Origin of the sequence: Amycolatopsis sp. lyj-84 (assembly GCF_046549075.1) — a bacterium.
Lineage (GTDB): Bacteria > Actinomycetota > Actinomycetes > Mycobacteriales > Pseudonocardiaceae > Amycolatopsis.
Window position 1 is genome coordinate 15,856 of record NZ_JAJPWO010000009.1, and the last position, 18,914, is coordinate 34,769.

Annotated in this window: 14 protein-coding genes; 3 read left to right on the plus strand and 11 right to left on the minus strand. The window is 69.0% G+C overall.

All coding sequences use genetic code 11. The features are described 5' to 3' along the window. Positions 1-40: 40 nt before the first annotated feature. Positions 41-985, plus strand: coding sequence for an RNA-binding protein (locus ACLJRM_RS26230; RefSeq protein ID WP_101607223.1), 945 nt, complete (start codon positions 41-43; stop codon positions 983-985). 190 nt (positions 986-1,175) lie between these two features. Here ACLJRM_RS26230 and ACLJRM_RS26235 read toward each other — a convergent pair whose 3' ends face one another. Both ACLJRM_RS26235 and ACLJRM_RS26240 read right to left on the minus strand, forming a co-directional pair. Further along, positions 1,176-1,685 carry a hypothetical protein gene (locus ACLJRM_RS26235; protein WP_410664549.1) on the minus strand — a complete coding sequence of 170 codons (510 nt, stop codon included), beginning with the start codon at positions 1,683-1,685 and terminating at the stop codon, positions 1,176-1,178. A gap of 184 nt (positions 1,686-1,869) precedes the next feature. Continuing rightward, positions 1,870-2,727, minus strand: a complete 858-nt coding sequence (locus ACLJRM_RS26240) for a phosphotransferase family protein (RefSeq protein ID WP_199193109.1) — start codon at positions 2,725-2,727, stop codon at positions 1,870-1,872. Between the two features lie 246 nt (positions 2,728-2,973). Here ACLJRM_RS26240 and ACLJRM_RS26245 point away from each other — a divergent pair, with 246 nt between their 5' ends. Beyond that, complete coding sequence (locus tag ACLJRM_RS26245) at positions 2,974-3,579, plus strand: hypothetical protein (protein ID WP_410664550.1); 606 nt, start codon at positions 2,974-2,976, stop codon at positions 3,577-3,579. A gap of 98 nt (positions 3,580-3,677) precedes the next feature. Here ACLJRM_RS26245 and ACLJRM_RS26250 read toward each other — a convergent pair whose 3' ends face one another. The 5 genes from ACLJRM_RS26250 to ACLJRM_RS26270 form a co-directional block, all read right to left on the minus strand. Next, the gene (locus ACLJRM_RS26250; RefSeq protein ID WP_410664551.1) at positions 3,678-4,799 is read right to left on the minus strand and encodes a hypothetical protein; all 1,122 of its coding nucleotides are present in this window, start codon (positions 4,797-4,799) and stop codon (positions 3,678-3,680) included. Between the two features lie 241 nt (positions 4,800-5,040). Then, a complete protein-coding gene (locus ACLJRM_RS26255) occupies positions 5,041-9,144 on the minus strand; it encodes a hypothetical protein (RefSeq protein ID WP_410664552.1) in 4,104 nt (1,367 codons plus the stop codon). Positions 9,145-9,533: 389 nt separating this feature from the next. After that, positions 9,534-9,827 carry a hypothetical protein gene (locus ACLJRM_RS26260; protein ID WP_410664553.1) on the minus strand — a complete coding sequence of 98 codons (294 nt, stop codon included), beginning with the start codon at positions 9,825-9,827 and terminating at the stop codon, positions 9,534-9,536. Between the two features lie 401 nt (positions 9,828-10,228). Further along, entirely contained in the window at positions 10,229-10,855 is a 627-nt protein-coding gene (locus ACLJRM_RS26265) for a helix-turn-helix transcriptional regulator (RefSeq protein ID WP_101607216.1), read from the minus strand. Between the two features lie 136 nt (positions 10,856-10,991). Further along, positions 10,992-12,287: a hypothetical protein gene (locus tag ACLJRM_RS26270; RefSeq protein ID WP_158255815.1), complete on the minus strand. Its 1,296-nt coding sequence runs from the start codon at positions 12,285-12,287 to the stop codon at positions 10,992-10,994. Between the two features lie 162 nt (positions 12,288-12,449). Between ACLJRM_RS26270 and ACLJRM_RS26275 the strand changes: the two genes are divergently transcribed. After that, positions 12,450-14,714 carry a choice-of-anchor D domain-containing protein gene (locus ACLJRM_RS26275; RefSeq protein WP_410664554.1) on the plus strand — a complete coding sequence of 755 codons (2,265 nt, stop codon included), beginning with the start codon at positions 12,450-12,452 and terminating at the stop codon, positions 14,712-14,714. Here the strand turns inward: ACLJRM_RS26275 and ACLJRM_RS26280 are convergent. From ACLJRM_RS26280 to ACLJRM_RS26295, 4 genes are read right to left on the minus strand one after another with little or no spacing between them, the layout of a single operon-like run. Beyond that, positions 14,698-15,228 (minus strand): phage tail protein, encoded by a 531-nt coding sequence (locus tag ACLJRM_RS26280; RefSeq protein ID WP_101607213.1) that lies wholly within the window; start codon positions 15,226-15,228, stop codon positions 14,698-14,700. The two genes, ACLJRM_RS26275 and ACLJRM_RS26280, sit on opposite strands and share 17 nt — an antisense overlap. A gap of 18 nt (positions 15,229-15,246) precedes the next feature. Further along, entirely contained in the window at positions 15,247-16,578 is a 1,332-nt protein-coding gene (locus tag ACLJRM_RS26285) for an NADase-type glycan-binding domain-containing protein (protein WP_410664555.1), read from the minus strand. Next, positions 16,578-18,521 (minus strand): putative baseplate assembly protein, encoded by a 1,944-nt coding sequence (locus ACLJRM_RS26290; protein ID WP_410664556.1) that lies wholly within the window; start codon positions 18,519-18,521, stop codon positions 16,578-16,580. The genes ACLJRM_RS26285 and ACLJRM_RS26290 overlap by 1 nt, the downstream gene beginning before the upstream one ends. Further along, the gene (locus ACLJRM_RS26295) at positions 18,521-18,913 is read right to left on the minus strand and encodes a GPW/gp25 family protein (RefSeq protein ID WP_101607209.1); all 393 of its coding nucleotides are present in this window, start codon (positions 18,911-18,913) and stop codon (positions 18,521-18,523) included. Before ACLJRM_RS26295 ends, ACLJRM_RS26290 begins: the two co-directional genes overlap by 1 nt. Position 18,914 lies beyond the last annotated feature (1 nt).

Sequence of the window (18,914 nt, forward strand, 5' to 3'; positions counted from 1 at the left end):
GAATCGATCATCCGCGCTTCGAAGGACGGCCCAGCCGATCATGAGCACGTCGTACGTCCACCGGATCACCAAATACGACCCAGCCGATCGCGACGACCGGGGCGTGTACCGCGGGTCCGAGGACGTGTCGAGCGACCATGGTCCGGTGGAGGGCGCCTACCTCGCCGCCGTGACGGCCTTCGCCGAGGACACCGGCGTGACCCTGCTGAATATCCGCGACCCCTCGGTCACTGGATTCGTCCACTTCGGAGTAGAGCCGCCCATCGACGGCCACGGACTGCACGGGCTCTTCCCCGCCGACCTCACCGGCTACCACGACGGCGCACAGATCACCCTGGACGTCGGGCGTGAACTGGTGCGCGCCATGCTGCGTGACAACGGCGCCTGGTGCCGGCTCGAGGCCGAAGACCGGTTCTTCGTCCACGTCGGCTACGACCAATACATGTACATCGGAAGCGACCAACCGTGCGGACGTGCGGTCGCGCTGACCACCGCGAACGGTTTGTTCGCCGAACCGGTGGACGGCTCGCCCTACGACCCGGATGACGGCGAGCCGTGCGAATCGCGTCCGGCGGACGCGGCGTTCTGGGCCGAGGTGGCGGCACTCGTGGCGCAGCGCGGCGGGGTCCTATTGGAAGAGCAGGTCGTCGGCAACCGTTCCCGTTGGCATCGGCTCACCGCCGGCACCGTGCCGACCTTGGGCCAGCGCGCCCTGCTGAACGTATGGCCGGACCTGTCCACCGATGTCCCGGCAGTGCTGCGCACGATGTCGCCGGAATTCCTCGGCTGGGCCGTCATTGAGCACGCGGACAGCCGCATCCAGGGCTTCCACGCCGACGGCCATGACCGGGCGGGCCTGGCCGAAGCGTTCGCCGGCGCCCGCGCGGCCAGCCTCCTGTCGCTCACCACCGACGACCACAACCCGCTGTTGGTGGCCGTGCGACCGGACGACGACGGAATCGTCCGCGCCCGCTGGCCCATCTGAATCACGGCGGACGTCCGCTCCTCGGTTGACCGCGCGCCCGGTCGCCGCACATCGACCGCCTCGCGGCGTTGCGGCTTTGCGGTCGGGCAGTTCGCTGCCAGTCCCCGCCCGGCGGCACCGGGGCGTCCAGGTGTACTTGCGGGAACCTCGGCGAGGATGGTGAGCCCCTTCGTGGGGCTCTGTTTGTGAGTCATTCTGCGATCATCAGGGCGACCCATCCGCCGGTGGCCGTGGCGAGCGCGCCGAAGATGAATCCGAGCCACCGTGGGTAGGTGCAGTCGTCGGTGATGAGTTCGCGTACCAAGGCGCCGAGCAGGCCGACCGTGCCGAGCCCGATGAGGACCACGTACCCGTCCACGGTGTCGCGCAGGTCCACGACGATGGTGCCCTTGCGCAGGAACACGATCTCACCGGTCGCTGTCGAGACCTGCACCACCACCGGGGTACCCGGTTCGGTGTCGGTCACCGGTTGGTGGTTGCCGAACTCGAAGTCCCCGGTCGCGCCGCGGACGGTGATGAAGTAGGTGAAATACAGTTGGTTGTGTTCCGATACGTGGCGCTCCTGCCGGTGCGCGATGACCGTGCCCTCGATGCTGGAGGTCGGTGCGTCCCGCACGTTCAGTTCGTAGACGGCGTAGGTGAGCATGCCGGCCGAAACGCCGAACCACAGCAGGGTTGCGAGGAGCCGCATTGCCAGCATCACCGCAACGTAGGGGCGGTGCGCGGCGGCCGGGGAGGGCATAACCACCCTCAGCCCCGCTCCGTACCGACGGTCCGGCCAGGGGCCGTCACCCGGGGCGGTTCGCGGGTCGATCCCACCGCAGCGGCCGACAACAGATCCAGACAGCGAAAGCACGCTGATCGCGGCACGAGAGTGTGTTTCACTACTTGGCGACGAGAGCACCGAGTGCGGGCCACGGCGGTCCTTGGCGGAGCAAGGACAGGATGTCTCGGCCGTGCTGATGCCCATCCGGGAATTCATCGCGGATGTCCCAGCGCCAGGCGGCGACCATCGCTAGTACGAGCCGCCGGCACTCCGCGAGCAGAACTTGGTCGATGTCCGGGTAAAGCGCGCTGACTTCCTCGGGCACGTGAGCCACATCAAACTCGATGGGTCCACGGCAGCAGGTTTCGAAGTCGATGAACAGCAGGCCGTCACGGGTGCTGAGAAGGTTGCCTGGATGCGGTTCGCCGTGCAGCAGCTGCTCGGCAGCACCACGGCTGCTGATCTGTTCACGAGCACTCTGCAGCGTACTGAGGAGGAGCTGCCGGTCGGCCTCGGCGAGCGCCGGGGTTTCGTCTCGATGCATGACCAGCCGTTCAGCTTCTGCGGCTCGGTCCAGGAAGTGCGTGGTTGCGATATCGACGTTGCGCATGCCGGCGTGCAGACGTTGGAGCGCGCCCGCGTATGCGCCTGGGAAGTCCCGTTCAGGACGCACGACCTCGTAGTAAGCCCACAAGGTCAATGCGAAGCCGTCGCGCTCGTAGACCCGCGGCTCGACCCCAGGCTCCAGCGCCGCGACGGGGCTCGCGGTTTCACCGAGTCGCAGAGCGAATTCGACCTCGAGTGCGGCTACTTCCTGTCCCGCCGGTGCTACTCGGGCGAGGACGCCACACGGCAATAGGTGTAGGGCGAGCCTGTTCGAATTATGAATCACGACGGCGTCGTCGACCCGCAGATGCAGCTCTCTGGCCAGTGTCGTCGCCGCAGCCATCGCACGTGAAACGATCTCTGCCTCCACAACGTGGATCCTCGCATGCGCTCGATCATCGGCACGCCAGCGGGCCAGCCGAAATGTGCACTCGGCGGCACGAGAGGGCGTTTGGTACAGGCTGGAGTTTTCGTGCCGGTGTAGCGCTTGGCGGCTGCGGTGCGAGGCAGCAAGACAGACCGCACTGCTCCAGCAGAGTGACATATTGCCTCGAACTGTCACACTCTTTGATGATCTTTGCTAGCGTCCGGGGAATCGACTTGAGGAGGCTGGACGATGGCAGGGGATCTCGGGCGGCGGGCCGCCTTTGGGGTGGCGGCGTCCGCGGGTGGCGCGTTGCTGGCCGGTGGCACCGCGGGCGCGGCGGAGTCCACGGTGAACGGCAAGCAGGTGAGCCCGTCGTTCACCGTGGTGGACAAGAGAGGGCGGCAGCGGTTTCTGCTCGACAGCCGTAAGCCGCCGTTGATCGTCGACGGTCAGACCTACCCGCCCGAGCGACGCTCCGGGCCGGAGAACGGCTCTTATCTGATCTTCAACGACGAGACCGGTGACGAAAAAGGCGGCCTGCTCGTCCACCCCACCGGCGGCCACATCGCCTTCGACTATCCGCACGCGGTGGACGGGATCAATCTCAGCCTGTCCGCGAAGGACGGCGTGGGTGGCGCGGGCCTGACCATCAACGGTATTCCGGATCCCGACGCCGGGCCCGGCGTCCGTGCCACGCCGCGCGCGCTCTTCGGCTGCCACACCGCCTTCGGCGCGCAACTGGCGTTGTGCGATTCACAAGGACGTCCGAGAATAGTGCTCCAGGTCGACGAGAACGACCGGCCGACCATCAAGATCCTTGACGGGGACGGCAAAACGATCAACGAACTGGCCTGACGCCGCAACCCGGCATCGGCACGTGGACGACACGGCTTTCGCGAGCTAGGTCTCACTCGGCATCCGCCAGTACGGCTCCCGATCCTGAACTTCCGGCGTCACCAAGGATTTTCGGCGTACTCGCGAAGTGCGGCCGAAATCTGCCGCCGGGTACCGGGGTCCGCGGGTGGCTCGAAGCGAACGACCGGCAGGCCGTACTGCCAGGCGGGCGTCATCGTCGCGCCGGGAAGGTCGCGAAGCCTGTCGAAGGGGATCCAGGCCCAGTCGTCCTGCTGGGGGTCCAGGTTTTCGAACCCGACGTACTCGACGAACGGAAGGTACTGGGTCGGGCCGACCAGGGTCGTGGAGCTGTAACTGAACGGGAGCGAGGTCTTCGCGTTCTCGCCCCGTTGCGCCGCCGCGACGTCCGCTTCGACACCGTGCAGGTGCTCACGGAGGTATTCGAGGAAGTCGGCGTACGCGACGACCCGCTGGATCACCTCGGCTTCGCGCACCGTCGGGTACGCCGGTGAATCCTCCGGTGGCCGCCAAGGGCTGAGTGCACCGTCGACGATCGCGTAGGGCGCGGGAGACAGCCGCCGGTCTCCTGAAGACCGGAAGTGGTCGATCGCGCTGCTCACCATGATTTCGAGATACTCGCCGTCCGCACCGATGATCATGATGTCGTCGTCGCAGGCGGGCAGGACGATGAGTTCACCCGGCACCCGATTCCGCCACGGCTCCAGCAGGGCCGGGGCAACGAGCGGAATGGTGCGACGGGAACTCCGCACGGACCGCACGGCGAAGCTCTTCGCCGGACCGCCGTCACCGATCTTCACCTCGGCCCCGCCGGTTCCGCCAAGCAGTCCGGCGGTGGTGGCCCGCGCCCGCTCGATCGCGGTCTCCCGGTCCGCGCCCAGTTTCTCCAGCAGTTCCGGCGTGACGACATGGTTCTCACCGGTCGGTTCCTCGAAGACCAGCCACGGCTGGAAAAGATCGAGTTCCGGCCGGAACCGCCAGGCCGCCGCGGTGTCGCCCCCGAGCACCGCGGTCCTGATGAGGTCGCCGTGCGGGTCGAGCGGGCCGGGGTCGCCGCTGTGAGGGTCACGGAAGACGGGAGCCCGCAGGGTCAGATACAGGTTGTCGATCGACGGTTCGGCCGGACTCGACGGCGACGGACTCGTGGTGCCGGCCGCGGCCGATCGCGTTCGGGTACGGCGCATCCGGTCCAGAATTCCCATTCGGCCACATTAGCAACGAGACGGATCAGGGAAGAGCGAGACGAACGATCTTCCGGATCACCGAGCCCGCTCGCCAGCACCACAGAACCCTCGGCCACGCCTGCGCCTTCGGTTCGAATGCGGTGCACGCCAATGTCAGGAAGACTTCCCAGCAGACGCGCCCGGTCGGCGCGGATCGCGAGCAAACGTGGCCGGTCTCGCGCTCCGTGACCGCTGGAGTTGAGCCAGGTTTACCCCTGCCTCAGGAACACGGCGGACTGTACGGCAGCTCAGCCGACACGAACTTGTCCCACATTTCGCGAGTGAGTGTGTTCCCCGTGATGGCACAGATGCTGTGCATGGCATGGGGCACGGTCATGTCCCACAGCCGCACGGTGTGGTCATGGCTGCCGGTGACGAGGGTGGCGCCATCGGGGCTGAACGCCACCGTGTTGACGTCGGCCTGGTGTCCGGTGAGCGGCTGACCCAACTGCGTCCGGTCGGCTGTCCGCCAGAGCCGCACGGTGTTGTCGCCGCTGCCGCTGGCCACCGTGTGTCCATCAGGGCTGAACGCCACCCCCAAGACGGGGTTGGTGTGGCCGACAAGGGGTTCACCGAGCGGTGTGGCGTGAGCAGGATCGGTGACGTCCCACAGCCGTACCTGCTCGTCGTCGCTGCCGCTGGCCAATGTCCGCCCATCCGGGCTGAACGCGACCTGGCGTATATCGTCCTGGTGCCCTTTGAGGGATCCGGCCAGCAACGTGGGCTTGGCCGGATCAGAAACGTTCCACAACCTCACGGCGACGTCGCTGTATTCGGCGCCCGTCGCCAAAGTTCTTCCGTTCGGGCTGAACGCCACCGCCAGGGCATTGGCGTCCGGTCCGATCACGATCTGGGCCAGCAGCACGGGTTTGGCCGGGTCGGCGACGTCCCACAACCGCGCGGTGTTCTCGTCCTTCACATCGCCGCCGGTGACCAGGATGCGGCCATCCGGGCTGAACGCCATCGACCGGACGCCGTCGGCATGCCCGGTGATCGGCGCGCCGATGGGCGCCAGGCGGGCTGGATCGCTGACGTCCCACAGCCGCACGGTCCGGTCGCCGCCGCCGGTGGCCAGTACGCGGCCATCCGGGCTGAACGCCAAGGCGTTGATGTCGTCTTGGTGGCCGGTGAGCGGCCGGCCCAGCTGCCGTCGATCGGCCAGCGTCCACAACCGGACGGTCCGGTCGCCGCCGCCGGTAGCCAGGATGTGCCCGTCCGGGCTGAACGCCAACGCGTTGACTTCTCTCGTATGTCCAGTTAGGACAGTGTCGGGCATGTTCCACAGCCTTACCGACCGGTCACCACTGGCGGTGGCCAGGATGCGGCCATCCGGGCTGAACGCCATCGACCGGACGCCGTCGGCATGCCCGGTGATCGGCGCGCCGATGGGCGCCGGGCGGGCTGGATCGGTGAGGTCCCACAGCCGCACGGTGTAGTCATCGCCGCCGGTGGCCAGCGTCCGCCCGTCGGGCCCGAACGCCAACGACCGGATTGCGCTGGCATGCCCCGTGATCGGCCGGCCCAGCGTCACCGGGCGAGCCGGGTCGGCAACGTTCCACAGCCGCACTGTCCGGTCGTTGCTCGCACTGGCCAGCGTCCGTCCATCGGGACTGAACGCCACCGAATGGACAGCCCCGGTATGTCCGGTCAACGGTGGCCCGAAGGGTTTGGCCCGGTCCGGCGCGGCGATGTCCCATAGACGCATTGTCCGGTCATCGCCGCCGGTAGCCAGAGTCCGGCCATCAGGACTGAACGCCACGGAGTAGATGGTGTCGGTGTGCGCGGCCATCGGTGGGCCGAGGGCCGTGGGCTGAGTGAGGTCGGTGACGTTCCACAGCCGTACGGTCCGATCGTCGCCCGCGCTGGCCAACGTCCGCCCGTCAGGACTGAACGCCAACGACCGGATCGTCTTGGTGTGCCTTGTAATCGGCAGGCCGAGCGCCTCAGGGCGGGCCGGGTTGGTGACGTTCCACAGCCGCACTCTGTTGTCAGCGCCGCCGGTGCCCAGAGTGCGTCCGTCCGGGCTGAACGCCAGCGCACGAGTTGCTTCGCCGTGACTGATGGTTTCGTTCAGTAGCACCGGGCGGGCCAGATCAGCGACGTTCCACAACCGCACGAGTCTGTCACCGCTGCCGCTGCCGGTGGCCAGCGTTCGCCCATCGGGACTGAACGCCACCACGCTGACGTCCTTGGCGCCCGAGGGCAACGTGGCGGACAGCGGCGCGTTCGCGTCAACGATCAAGTGGGTGCCCGTGTCCAGATCGGCCGGGCGCATGCGGTGGGCGACGAGATCGAGCTGCGCCGCCAGCGACACGTCGATGGTCCGTATCCGGTTCGCCTCTGCGGTGACCTTGTTGAAGATCGCGGCGTCACGTTGTTCATGGGCGATGTCGCGTTGCTGGAAGGCGTAGACAGCGGCACTGGACGCGACAAGGCCGAGAACGGCCAGCATGGTGACCGCGGTTCGACGAACTCTGGCCCGCCGGCTTTCGTGCCGGGTCGACGCGCTGAGGAAGGCCTCTCCGAGCGGCGTGATGGCGGCGCGGTGCTCACTCCTGTAGTGCCACCCCTTCGCGATGGCCAGCCGATCGCCGCGATACAGCGATCCGACCGGTTTCCCTTCTCTCTCCCACTGTTCGGCGGCCTCGATCGACTGCTGCCGGATGACCTGATCGTTGCGGCCCGTCTCGATCCAGGCGCCGAGCTGCGGCCACGCTCGCAGTAACACTTCGTGGGAAAGCTCGACGGCGTTGTCCTCCAGCGTGACCAGACGTTTCTCGATCAGCCAGCCGAGAACTGTCTCAGCGGTCCGCGGTGCTTCGAAACCCTTGACAAGGTCGGCCGGATCCGCGCGCCGCCTGGCAGGCGGCGCGTCGTGCCTGACCACGACCAAGTGCATGAGGATGTGCTGGAAAATCACACGCTGCTCGGCCGTGGAACAACGCGCGTAGGCCTCGTCCGCGGTAGCCACGATCGCGCCTTGGATCCGCCCGGTCCGATCGTAATCCGCCAAGGTCAGCTTGTCGCCCGCGCGCCGCTGCCAGGTGACGGCCAATGCGTGGGCCAGTAGTGGGAGCCCGCCCGCATCCGTCCCGATCTCGTGCAGGAGGATCTCGACCAGACTCGGCTCGACGTCGACGCCGATCTGCCGAGCCGGCCGCTCGATGGCCGCTCGCAACCCGTCCGGAGTCATCGCCTGGAGGTTGAACTGGCTTGCCGGCAGGAACGTTGCGAGCTGTTCGTCAGCGAGGCAGTGGTCGTAGAAGTCGCCCCGCACCCCGAGAACCGCACGCATCGCGATCAGTGCGGCGATGAAACGCCGCCGTTCGGCCTCGCCGGCGCACAGGGTGAACACCTCTTCGAACTGATCCACCACGATGACAGTCCCGTCAGGCAGCATGCTTGCCAGCAGGGCAGGATCAGATCTGACTGCTGAGAGCACGCCATCCACGCTGCCGTCGATGAGCTGCGCGACCTGCTGTGCCAGTGTCTCGCAAGGCTCCTTTGCCGGGGTGAGCAACAGCCATGGGCGTCCACTGTCGGCGACCGCGGTTGTCACGCCTGCTCGAAGCAGCGACGACTTGCCAACACCGGACGGTGCGACGACGAAGACCGGTCCACTGCGGTGATCGATCTTGTCCATCAACACCGACAAGGTCGCCTCGCGGCCGAAGAACCAACGCGCTTGGTCAGGTTGAAACGCACGCAGACCCGGATAGGGGCAGACGTCCTCCGGCCACTCCGACTGGCTGACGTCGGGCGGGTACGGGTCGTCCGGCAGGCAGATCCACCCCACCGTCTCCGTTTCCTTGACCCGGACGCGTTTGGGCCGATAGCGGGTCTCATCAGCAGCGCTGTGCCAGACCACTTCACGGAACAACCAGTCGGAGGTGATCACCGCGAGCACACCGCCCGACCCGGCGAGGGCGTCCTTCAACGGCGACGCGTCGAGCAACCGGAACGTGTGGTTGATCGCGACGCCGGTCGCGCCGTACGCGTCGAGCAGAACTTCCCCGGCGTGCACCGCCATCCTCAACCGGATCTGCTCGCCGGTCCCGTGCGCCCGGTTGTGCCTGTTCAACGCTTTCACCAGGCGACCGGGCACCTGCTCGACGAACAGTTGCTTCGGAACAGCCGCCGGCGCCAGAAGAAGCACACCGTCACCCCGGTCTTCGCGATGACAGGCGCTCCAGTGCGAGCCGAGCGCATGAGCCAAGGCCGCATAGACGGCGTAGCGCACATTTCTCTGTTCCGGGTTCTTCCGGCCGCTAAATTTCTCCACGTCCACAACCAGAACAGTGCGATGCAGCGCATCAGGCGACACGAAACCTCCCCGGATCACGTCACTCAGTCAAAGATCCCGCCATACTCCCGGCAGCCGCGCACAGCCTGACGAGCTTTCACTCGTTCGCGTGAACCGAGATCGGCACCACGATCCGGAGCCCATGGCCTGCCACGAGGCGAAACCCCATGTCGCATCACCGAGGCAACTCCAGCTGCCGGTCCTGAACCCGCGCTGCAGCTTGTCATCTTGCCCAGCCAGATGAGTTCTCCGCCGGCGTCGACGTACGGTGCCAGTGCTCGCAAGAGATGTACGTCGCCCCCTGCGGCGCGCGTTCCGCCGATCAATTCGACGCCGTCGATCTCACCGTCGCGTTCCGTCGTTGCCTCGTGCCGGAAAGCTCGCACGTCGGCATGAGCGGACGTGGCCCGTCACGGCCGTCTCATGCCGGCGGCCGGAGTCGCGTGGATGCCCGTGCCGTACTCGTAGCGCAAGCCGTTGTGGTCGATGAAACGCGCCGCGTTCGGCAGGACCGGGTGCGAGCCGATCTTGGTCACGGCCATCCGGCGAATAGCGCGGTTGAGCCTGCCGGAGGCGCTGGTGACCGTCGCCCAGTTCCACTCGGCGGGGTCACCGAGTCGCTGCAAGGTCGTGGACCAGGCCGCAGCCCGCTTCTCCGAGTTGTGGTTCGTATGACTCCATCGCAGCTGCTGCGTCCCGGACACCCAGCCATGGTGAAGCTGAATGAGCCCCCAACCCTCGCAGCAGTACCGAAAAGTGGCGTCAGGATGCACTCCTGGAAGGAACTCGATCCTTTTCGCGAGGGGCCCCGGCCCCGACCCGATGGCGAACAACGCCAGACTTCGTCCCGCCCGGCCGCCAGGGACCTCCGCGGCGGCGTGGAACTCACTCAGCTCACGGCCCGGCTCCGAGTCCGACTCGAAGACACGGAACAAGCCGAGATCGAAGACGGTCTCAAGGACCGCGGCCCAATCGTCGCCAACGGCGTAGAAGTCGAGGTTCGGCACAAGCGGACTATCCCAGCCGGGGGCACCGCGGTCGCCAACGGCTATGCAGAGATCAGAGAGTGCTGGGCTTTGCCCGTGCCGTCTCGATGAAGGGCGAGTCAGATGAGTCCTTCTCTCAACGCGTAGGCGACGGCGTGAGACCTGTTGCGCAGCTGGAAACGCATGGTCACGTCGTGGAGCGCGTTCTTGACGGTCCGGACCGAATAGCAGAGTTCGGACGCGATCTCGCCGGTGTCGAGGCCGTCGGCCACCAAGGACAGGATCGCGGCTTCGCGTTCGGTCAGCCCGGCGAGTCGCAGGCCGCGCGGGGTGAGCACTTCGGTCTGCATATGGGAGACCTGCTTGAGCAGTTTGGCGAGCATGTCCGGCGGGATCGCCGCCTCACCGGACGCGGCCTTCTCGATCAGGGCGGCCAGTTTCGCCGCGGTGACCTCGTTCCGGCGGATCAGGGCGCAGACGCCGGCTTCGATGATGGTGAGCAGGTCGTTGTCGTTCACCGCGGTGACCAGCAGGACGAGCCGCTCGAAGCCGTGCCGTTTCAGGTCGCCCAGGGTGCGCATCGTCGCGTCGTCCACGGTTTCCGCCGCCACCACGGCCACCACCGCGTCCGCGCGGCGCTCCTCCGGCATCAGGACCAGGCTCGGCTGGAAACGGAGCTGGCTTTCCAGCCCGGCCCGCGAGATCGGGTCGGCGGCGAACGCGTAGACCGGCACTCGACTTCCCATGGGCACCTCCGGTTCGCACGGTGACGGCACCACGAACGATGCCGCACCCACGCACCCGAGGGCACTAGGGAAGATCCCTAGTGCCCTCACGAGACCCCTGGGAACCGACACGATCCACACGGACCCGCTGAAGCGATCAGCTGAGCTTGCCGGAGAACGACACCGACGGCGTGCACCGCGCGGCGCCCGGTCCCGGCGTCGCACAGTTCACGGACACGATCACCGACGTCCCGGGGACGGCGTGCAGCGGGTCGAGGTAGTGATAGTCCAGGTCGCGGAAGTTGGCGAGACCGGTTTCGAGGACGACATCGGCACCGAGCGCGATCCGCAGGATCCCGGTGTCGCCCCTAGGGTTCTGCAGCACCAGGTCACCGATGTCGAGTGTTTTCCCGTCCGGTACACGGTAAGTGAATTCCTTGAACGACCCGTCGGTGACCGGGACGGAATCCGTCTGCACCCGGAAGCTGACCGGGTTCTTGCCCGCTTCGGCGGTACCGGGACGGGCCTCACCCGAAGGTTGCGAAGGGCTCGTCGGTGGCTTCGCCCCTGACTGGCCCGCGCTGGTGCCGCCGCTCACCGCCTGCGCCGTCGACGCCGCCGCGCCGGCGGCCTTCGCCGAGTCGTCCGCTCGGCTCGCCGCGCTTTCGGCGCGTTCGACCTGTTTCTGCGCCTGTTCGGTGGCGACCGAGACCACCGCCGGTTTCAGGACGGCGAACCAGAACGCGATGGCCGCGCCCACGAGTGCGACGAGCGCCAGCAGCGCGGGCAGCAGCCACTTCGGGATGAGCTGCTCCTGCTGCAGGACGGCGTCCTCGGTGTGCGGCTCCTCGTCGACGGGGGTGGCGATCACCTGGAACGGCAGGATCCGGGTCTGCCCGCGGAGGAATCGCTTGCGTGGCGCCGCCTTGATCGTCACGAAAGTGGCAGTGCCGGGCTCGGTGCGCACGAGGGCCGGGTCGGCGTGGAGCAGCAGGTCGCCGTCCGGGTCCTCCGGGAGGATTTCGACCACCGTGATGGTGTTGCCGAGGTTGTCGATCGCCAGCCGGTACTTGGCCTTGCGCCTGGCCTGCCGTTTGGCCGGGATCAGCTCGGTGACGATCTCCGTGAACGGTTCGACCGTGAGGACGGCTTCCTCGACGATCGAGCTTTCGGGATCCTCCCGGGACTCCGACCGAAGCCCGAAATGATGCTCCCCGGCCATCGCCTCGGGCGAGCGCGGCGGCTCGAACGTCACCGTGACGACGGCGGACGTTCCCGGCATCAGGTTGACCGACTCGGGTTCGACCGAGGTCCACGCGGCCGTTTCGCCCACCACGGTGAAGGTGAACCGGTCGACCAGGTCGCCGGTGTTGGCGATGCTCACCGCACACGTCATCGTTTCGCCGGGTACGACCGTGGGCGCGTCGCCGGTGAAGGACACAGTGGATGCCATCCGTCCAGTGTTCCCGCGGCCGGACCCGCGACCCCAGTGGTGCGAGGGCACGCACGGCGGCCTCATCGGGCAAGAAGTGCGCTCCCCGCGGTGGCATGGACTGCCCTCTCGGCAGGCCCGGAAGGCCTTAACGTCGGACCCGGTTCCGAGAAGGGGACGCAGATGGGAATACGACGGTTCGTCACGCTCGCGGTCGCGGTCACGGCGCTCACCGGGGAGGTGACCGCCTGGGGTGACACCTCCCCCGGCGGTACGGAAGTCGTCTCCGTCGCGCAAGACGGAACGGCCGGAACGGGGCTCGACCCGGACATCTCGGGGAACGCCCGCTACGTGGCCTTCTCGTCGACGGCACCGCTGGACCCGCTCGCCGCGCCGAGCGGACTGTCCACTGTGTACGTTCGCGATCGGTCGGCACCGGGCCGTACCATGCTGATCAGCCGCGGCTATCCGATCGAAGCTTTCACGCTCTCCGCTGTGGCCGCGCCTTGGGAAGCGCCCGCGAACGGATCGAGCGGGAGCGCGTCGATTTCCGCCGACGGACGGTATGTGGCGTTCGCGACCGAAGCGACGAACATCGCGGACGGCTACGTGGGTTACGGGCGGCACATCGTCGTGGCGGACCGTGATCCGGACGGCGACGGGAGCTACGACGAACCACGCGCCGACGGCGGCATGGACTACGGCTTCGTCTCGCTGGGTGTGCCCAACGAAACCCGGAACGACCGGCCGTCCCTCTCCGGCGACGGGACCACGATCGCTTGGAACGAAACGGATTCCGAAGACACCCGAGTGGTCGTCGCGCGGCTCGCCAAGGACTCCTCGGGTGCACTCGCACCACCCGATCCGACGACCTACCGGCGACTGGCGCCCGAGGCCACGGTCGGTACCGAAGATCGCCCCCGGGTGTCCGCCGACGGCACTCAGGTCGTTTTCGGCCGGGCTTCGTGCGAGGACTGCGAGGACCGGGCCACTTCGGTGTGGGTCCACGACGTCGGCGGCGCGAAGACCGGCCGCGTCGACTCCGGCGCGTTCTCCGGGCGCGCCCGGCGTCCCTCGGTGTCCGGGAACGGGAGGCTGATCGCGTTCGAGCACCGGGAACCGGACGGGACCGGCCAGGTGGTCGTGGCCGACCGGAACTCGCCGTCGCGCGTCTTCGTCGCCAGCCGCGACGCGAGCGGCGCCGCCACGGACAGCGCCGAACCGGCCCTTTCCGGCGACGGCAGATACCTCACCTTCCTGACGTCGACGGTGGTCCTGGTGCGAGACCTGACCGTGGACACGGCGAGAGAACAGGCGGGTCTCCCCCGTCTGGACGCCGAGCTGGCCTCGCCGTCCGCGGGCCCCTGCGGCACCTGCCCCGCGAACGGGCCGAGCACGGGACCCGCGTTGTCGAGCAACGGCTCGGTGACCGTCTTCGCCTCCGCCGCCGACGACCTCGTGCCGGGCTGCTGCGCGGGTTCCGTGTTCGCGCGTGTCTTTCGCCCGACCGTCTCCGGAGACGCCACCGACTACGGGACGGTCACCGTGGGCGAGTCGGCGGAGCGGACGATCACCGTACGCCACAACGGTTTCGGGCCGCTGAAAGTGGACAGCGTGGCCGTAGCCGGGCCATCGGCCGGAGACTTCGTGGTCTCGACGGCGGAGACCTGTGCGGGCGCCGTTCTGCATACGACCGGAACCTGCCTCGTCACGATCTCCTTCCGGCCCGTGGCGCCCGGCCGAAAGGACGCCGCACTGGTCGTCACGGCGGGCGGTGCGCCGGTCGCGATCGCCCTGACCGGAGGCGCCGGACCGCCGCGGGGCGGGCTCACCGTGGATCCGCCGTCCGTCGTCTTCGGTGAGCCGGTCCTCGCGTTGTCCCCCGCCGGATCGCGGCTCGTGCGCGTCGGGATCACCGGAGGTGTCCCTATCACCGTCGAGCGGGTCTCGATCGCCGCCGGTCCCCGGTTCTCCGCCGAGGACTTCGCCATCACGGCGACGACCTGCGCACCGGCAGTGCTCGCACCCGGCGCCACGTGCACCATCGAGGTCACGGCCTCACCGCGCGGCGCGGGACAGCGGATCGGGGCGCTGCTCATCCAGGCCGCACCGCCCGAACTCTCGCTTCTCGTGCCGCTTCAAGACGCGGGGATCGCGCCCGCGGTCAGCTTGTCGCCCGCAGTGGCGAGACCCCGGCGCGTCGTCCAGCTGACCGGTTCCGGTTTCCCCGCCGCGCACGACGTCACCGTGGCCTTCGGCGGGTTCACCACCACCGTGCGCACCGGCGCGGACGGGGCGTTCGGCGCGCCGGTGCTCGTGCCGGCGTACACGGACATCGGCGACCGGCGGGTGGTGGCGGCCGTTCCGGGTCTGCCGCTGACCGCGGAGGCTCCCCTGCTGGTCCAGCCGGGCACCTACCAGCCGCCGAACTTCACTTCGCGGCGGTGACCGTGACGTGATGGTGGACGTGCGCGGGCTTCGCGGCCGCGACAAGCGCTTCGACCGCCGCCAGGTCCAGGGAACCGCCCTCGACGACGACCGTCAGCTCGGGCGCCCGGTCCGGCTCGGGCGTCGTCGGGGTCAGTGACCACTCCACCCCGCCGCTGTCGGTGATCTCGACCCGGCCGCCGGTCGCCGTCTCGAGATCCGCGCGAAGCCCGGCGACCGTCCCTCGAGCCCGGTGCAGGCCGGCGGCCGCGGCGACGACGGCGCGGCGCCTGCCCAGCGGCCAGGACGGTGCCAGTTCGGCGCCGACCCAGCCCGCCAGCCAGTCCAGGAAGTCCTCCGGCGCCAGCGCCGGATCGAGGTAGCCGGGCAGGCAGTCGAGCACCGCGAACACCGGCGCCAGCACCCGGTCGAGCGCGGCGGTCAGCATCATCACCGTCACGTCGTCCTGGAACACCGCGGGCAGGATCTCGCCCAGCGGGCTCGGGGTCCCGAGCCCGGACGGGGTACCTCGCATGACCGTCCTCCCTTGCCGTCAGCCACCGATACCGAACAGCTCGACCTCGGCGACCGCCACGTCCTTGGCGTCCTGCGCCGCGTGCACCGCCGACACGGTGATCTTCAGCCCGGTCACCCCGACGGCGTTGGTGAGGGCGAGTTCCTGGGGCTGCGGGCTGTCGCGCACCGAGACGATGTCGGACTTCTCGTTCGAGTACGAGAACTCGAGGGACGCGGGACGGCCGTGCGCGGCGAAGGCGTCGCTCGCGCCACTGGTCACGATGACCTTGCGCAACGCGACCGGGCCGTTCAGCTTGATCACCAGCGAGGGTCGTTTCCGGGCGTCCCAGGTCGTCGCCCAGTAGGTGTTCTTGAACGTGTCGAAAGCGGCTTTGGGCGGATGGTCCGGCGATCCACCCGGACCGTCCACAGTGGACGGGCGAACCGGGCCCAGTGCCGTTTCCGCGGTGTCGAGCACCCATTGCCTGAGCCGGTCCACCTGGTGCAGCGCGGCGGTGCGCAACGGCGGATAGAGCCCCACCACCAGACCGCCGACGAGGATCACGACCCCGATCGCGGCGCGGATCCGCCGCGCGGCGAGCGAAAGGGCCCGCCGTCCCCGGCCGTCGCCCGGTCTCGACGGACGGCTGCCCGCCTTCCGCACCCGGCGCCGGGGCAGCAACCGCCGCCACCACGGCCGTTTCGCGACCTCGGCGGTGGCGAGCGAGTCCCCGCACCGGCGGCAGAACTTGCGGTGCACAGGGTTTCCCTCGCCGCACTCACCGCAGATGAGGTCGCCCGGCCGTGGCTTGGTCCTCGGCGGAACGCGGCTGACCGTCACCGCTCGCGGGCGGTCGGGCTGGGGTTTCTGTTCGGGGGGTTCGGTTTCGACCACCGGTGCCGCCAGATGACGTTCCGGACCGGGCAGATCCGCCGGATCGTCCGGGAGATCCGCGAAATCGACGAGACCGGCCGGATCGCCGGGCATCCCGGGCGGCATCCCCGGCGGAAGTCCTGGAGGCAAACCCGGTGGCATCCCCGGCGGGAGCCCGGGAGGCATGCCGGGCGGCATTCCCGGTGGCGGTCCCGGTGGGAGGCCGGGAGGCGCGGCTGGCGGAGCTTCGGCCGGTTCGGGTTTCTTCGCGGGCTTCGAGTCCGGAAGCGGTGTCCCGCCGACGAGTTCGTGTGCCGCGCGCCGGATCCGGACGAGCAGACCGCGTTTGGTCGCGTCCTCCTCCGCCTGCTCGATGAGCGCGGGCGCGACCTCGACCTTGACCCGCTTGCCGTCCCATTCGAGGAACTTCCCGCAAGCGCCGCAGAAGGTGTCCGGATCCGCGTTCGGATGGCCGCATTTCCCGCAGATCAGCATCAGCGTTCCTCCACCCGGACCTGGTGGTCGAACGAATAGATCAGGCTGTTCGGCTCCACCGTGATGTTCGGCTGCTCCGTGCCGCGTTTGCCGGTCACCGGGTCGGCGGTGAACAGGCGCACCTCCTCGACGAACTCCACCCCGCGGACGGCCTGCAGCACGCCGTAGATGTCGCCGATCCGCACCGAGCGCCCGAACGGCCAGCCGAGACCGTCCGGGCCGCCGCCCGGCAGCGGGTTCAGGAACCGGTACAGCCCGTCGAGCGCGTCCGCGGAGATCCGCCGCCGGTCGGCGCGCGTCAGCGTGGTGAGCCTGGCGACCACGGTCACGCCCCGGTAGCGCGGCGGCTCGACCACCACCGTCGTGCCGATGACGCGTACGTGGTCGAGCCGTGCGGCGAGCCTGTCGAGCATGGCGGGCGGCGGGAGCAGGTCGGCGAAGACGATCCGGCCGGTCTCCTGGGCGGCGGCCGGGATCACCAGCACCTTGACCGTCCCGCCCGGCACGTCCTCACCCCCGGCGGTCACGCAGCGGACCCGCGCCGCCTCCGGAACCTCTTGCCTGGCCAGGACTTCGTAGTCTTCCGCGGTGACGGCGCGCGCCCGGCTCCGCAACAGCAGCGGGGCGCGGTCGCGGGCTTCGGCGAGGGTCTCCCCCTCGGTACCGCCCTGGGCCGCCTTGCGGTTTTCGACGGCGGACACGAACGGCACCGAAGACTTGAGTACGCGGATCGCCGCCCGTGCCACGTTTCCCGCCGAGCCGCCGCCGGTCGCGTAGCCGCTCAGCCGGACCACCGCCCCCTCGGCCGGGATCGCGCCGTGCCATCGGAGGCCGCCGTCGGGCAACCGTACGACCGGGCCGAAAGAGACCTCGCCGAGCACGGCGTCGAGGCGGAAGTGCCGGTCGTCCGGCCCGCTGTCGGCGAAGTCGGGCACCTCGGTCCACTCCTGCCACCCGTCGTCCGACCCGATCTCGACGACCGGCGCGCCCACCCCGCCCAGCAGCGGCCGCGACCTGACCTCGAACGCCTGACCCGCCACGCCGCTCGCGGTGCCGAGCACCTCGCCGAAGACCAGTTCCGCGTGCACGGATTCCACCGTGCCGCCGACCGTGCCGGCGCCGAGCCGTCCGATGACCGGCGGCGCGGTGTAGTAGGGCCCGCCGTGCTCCACCGGAACGACCCTGGCCCGCAGCCAAGCCGCGAGAGCGCCGTCCACCGTCCCGGAACAGTGCTCCGGGGGCAGGTGCAGGACGACGGCGCCGTCCTGGTTCAGCCCGCCGGTCGTGTCGCTGTCCAGTTCGCAGGCGGCCCAGCCTTCGCCGGTCCACGCCTCCCACGCGAGCGGCGGGTCGGCGGGGGCGACACCGAGTCCTTCGGTCCGGCAGGCGAAGTCGAGGCGCACGGCGCAACCGGGTACCGCGTGGTCGAGCCCGATCAGCAGTTCGTCGCCGACCTTGGGCGGCTGCGAGAACGCGGGAAACCCGGCGCCACTGGTGCGCTGGACGCTTTCTTCCTCGTCCGGGTCCCTGGTCCGCAGCAGTTCGACGGCGCAGGGCGGCATGGTCAGCTCTTCGGTGGTGGTGAACACGATCGGTTCGGCCGTCTCGGTACGGTCGGTTCCCGCCTCCGTCCCGCGCGGCACGGTCATCGTCGTCCTGGCGGGGCTGGACAGCCAGAACGTCAGCGGTGCCCCGGCCGGGGTCGGCGGGACCAGCCGGAGCCCGATCAGGTCGAGGAACTTCACGTGCAGCCGGTCCGGGACCCGGTTCAGCCTGCCCAGCAGTTGATCGGTCATCGCGGCGAAGGCCTCGATCAGCGTCATCCCCGGGTCGGAGGCGGTCCGGTCCGTCCATTCCGGACAGGACTGGCGCACCAGGCGGATCGCGTCTTCGACCAGGTCGGCGAACCGCCGGTCGTCCAGATCGGGGGTGGGCAGTGGCATCAGGACACCTTGTCTTCCGGCAGCACGGAGAACGGGACCACCAGTTCGCGCCGCTCGGAGGACCCGGTGAGCCGGTAGCCGATCGCGATGTGCAGCAGGCCGTGCGCGGCCTCGTCCGGGGTCACGTCGATCGCGAGGACCTCGGCCCGCTCCTCCCACACCTCCAGCGCGCGGCGTACCTCGGCGGCGAGCCGGGCCGCGGTGTCCGGGGTCACCGGCTCGAAGACGAAATCCCGCAGCCTGCAGCCGAAATCGGGCCGGTGCGCGCGCTCGCCCGGATAAGTCAGCAGGACGAGCACCATCGCCTGTTCGACCTTGCGTGCCCGCCCGGCCACCGCGAAAGTCCCCCACGGCGTGAAGCCGATCGGGAAGGCGATCCCGTGGTCGCTCATC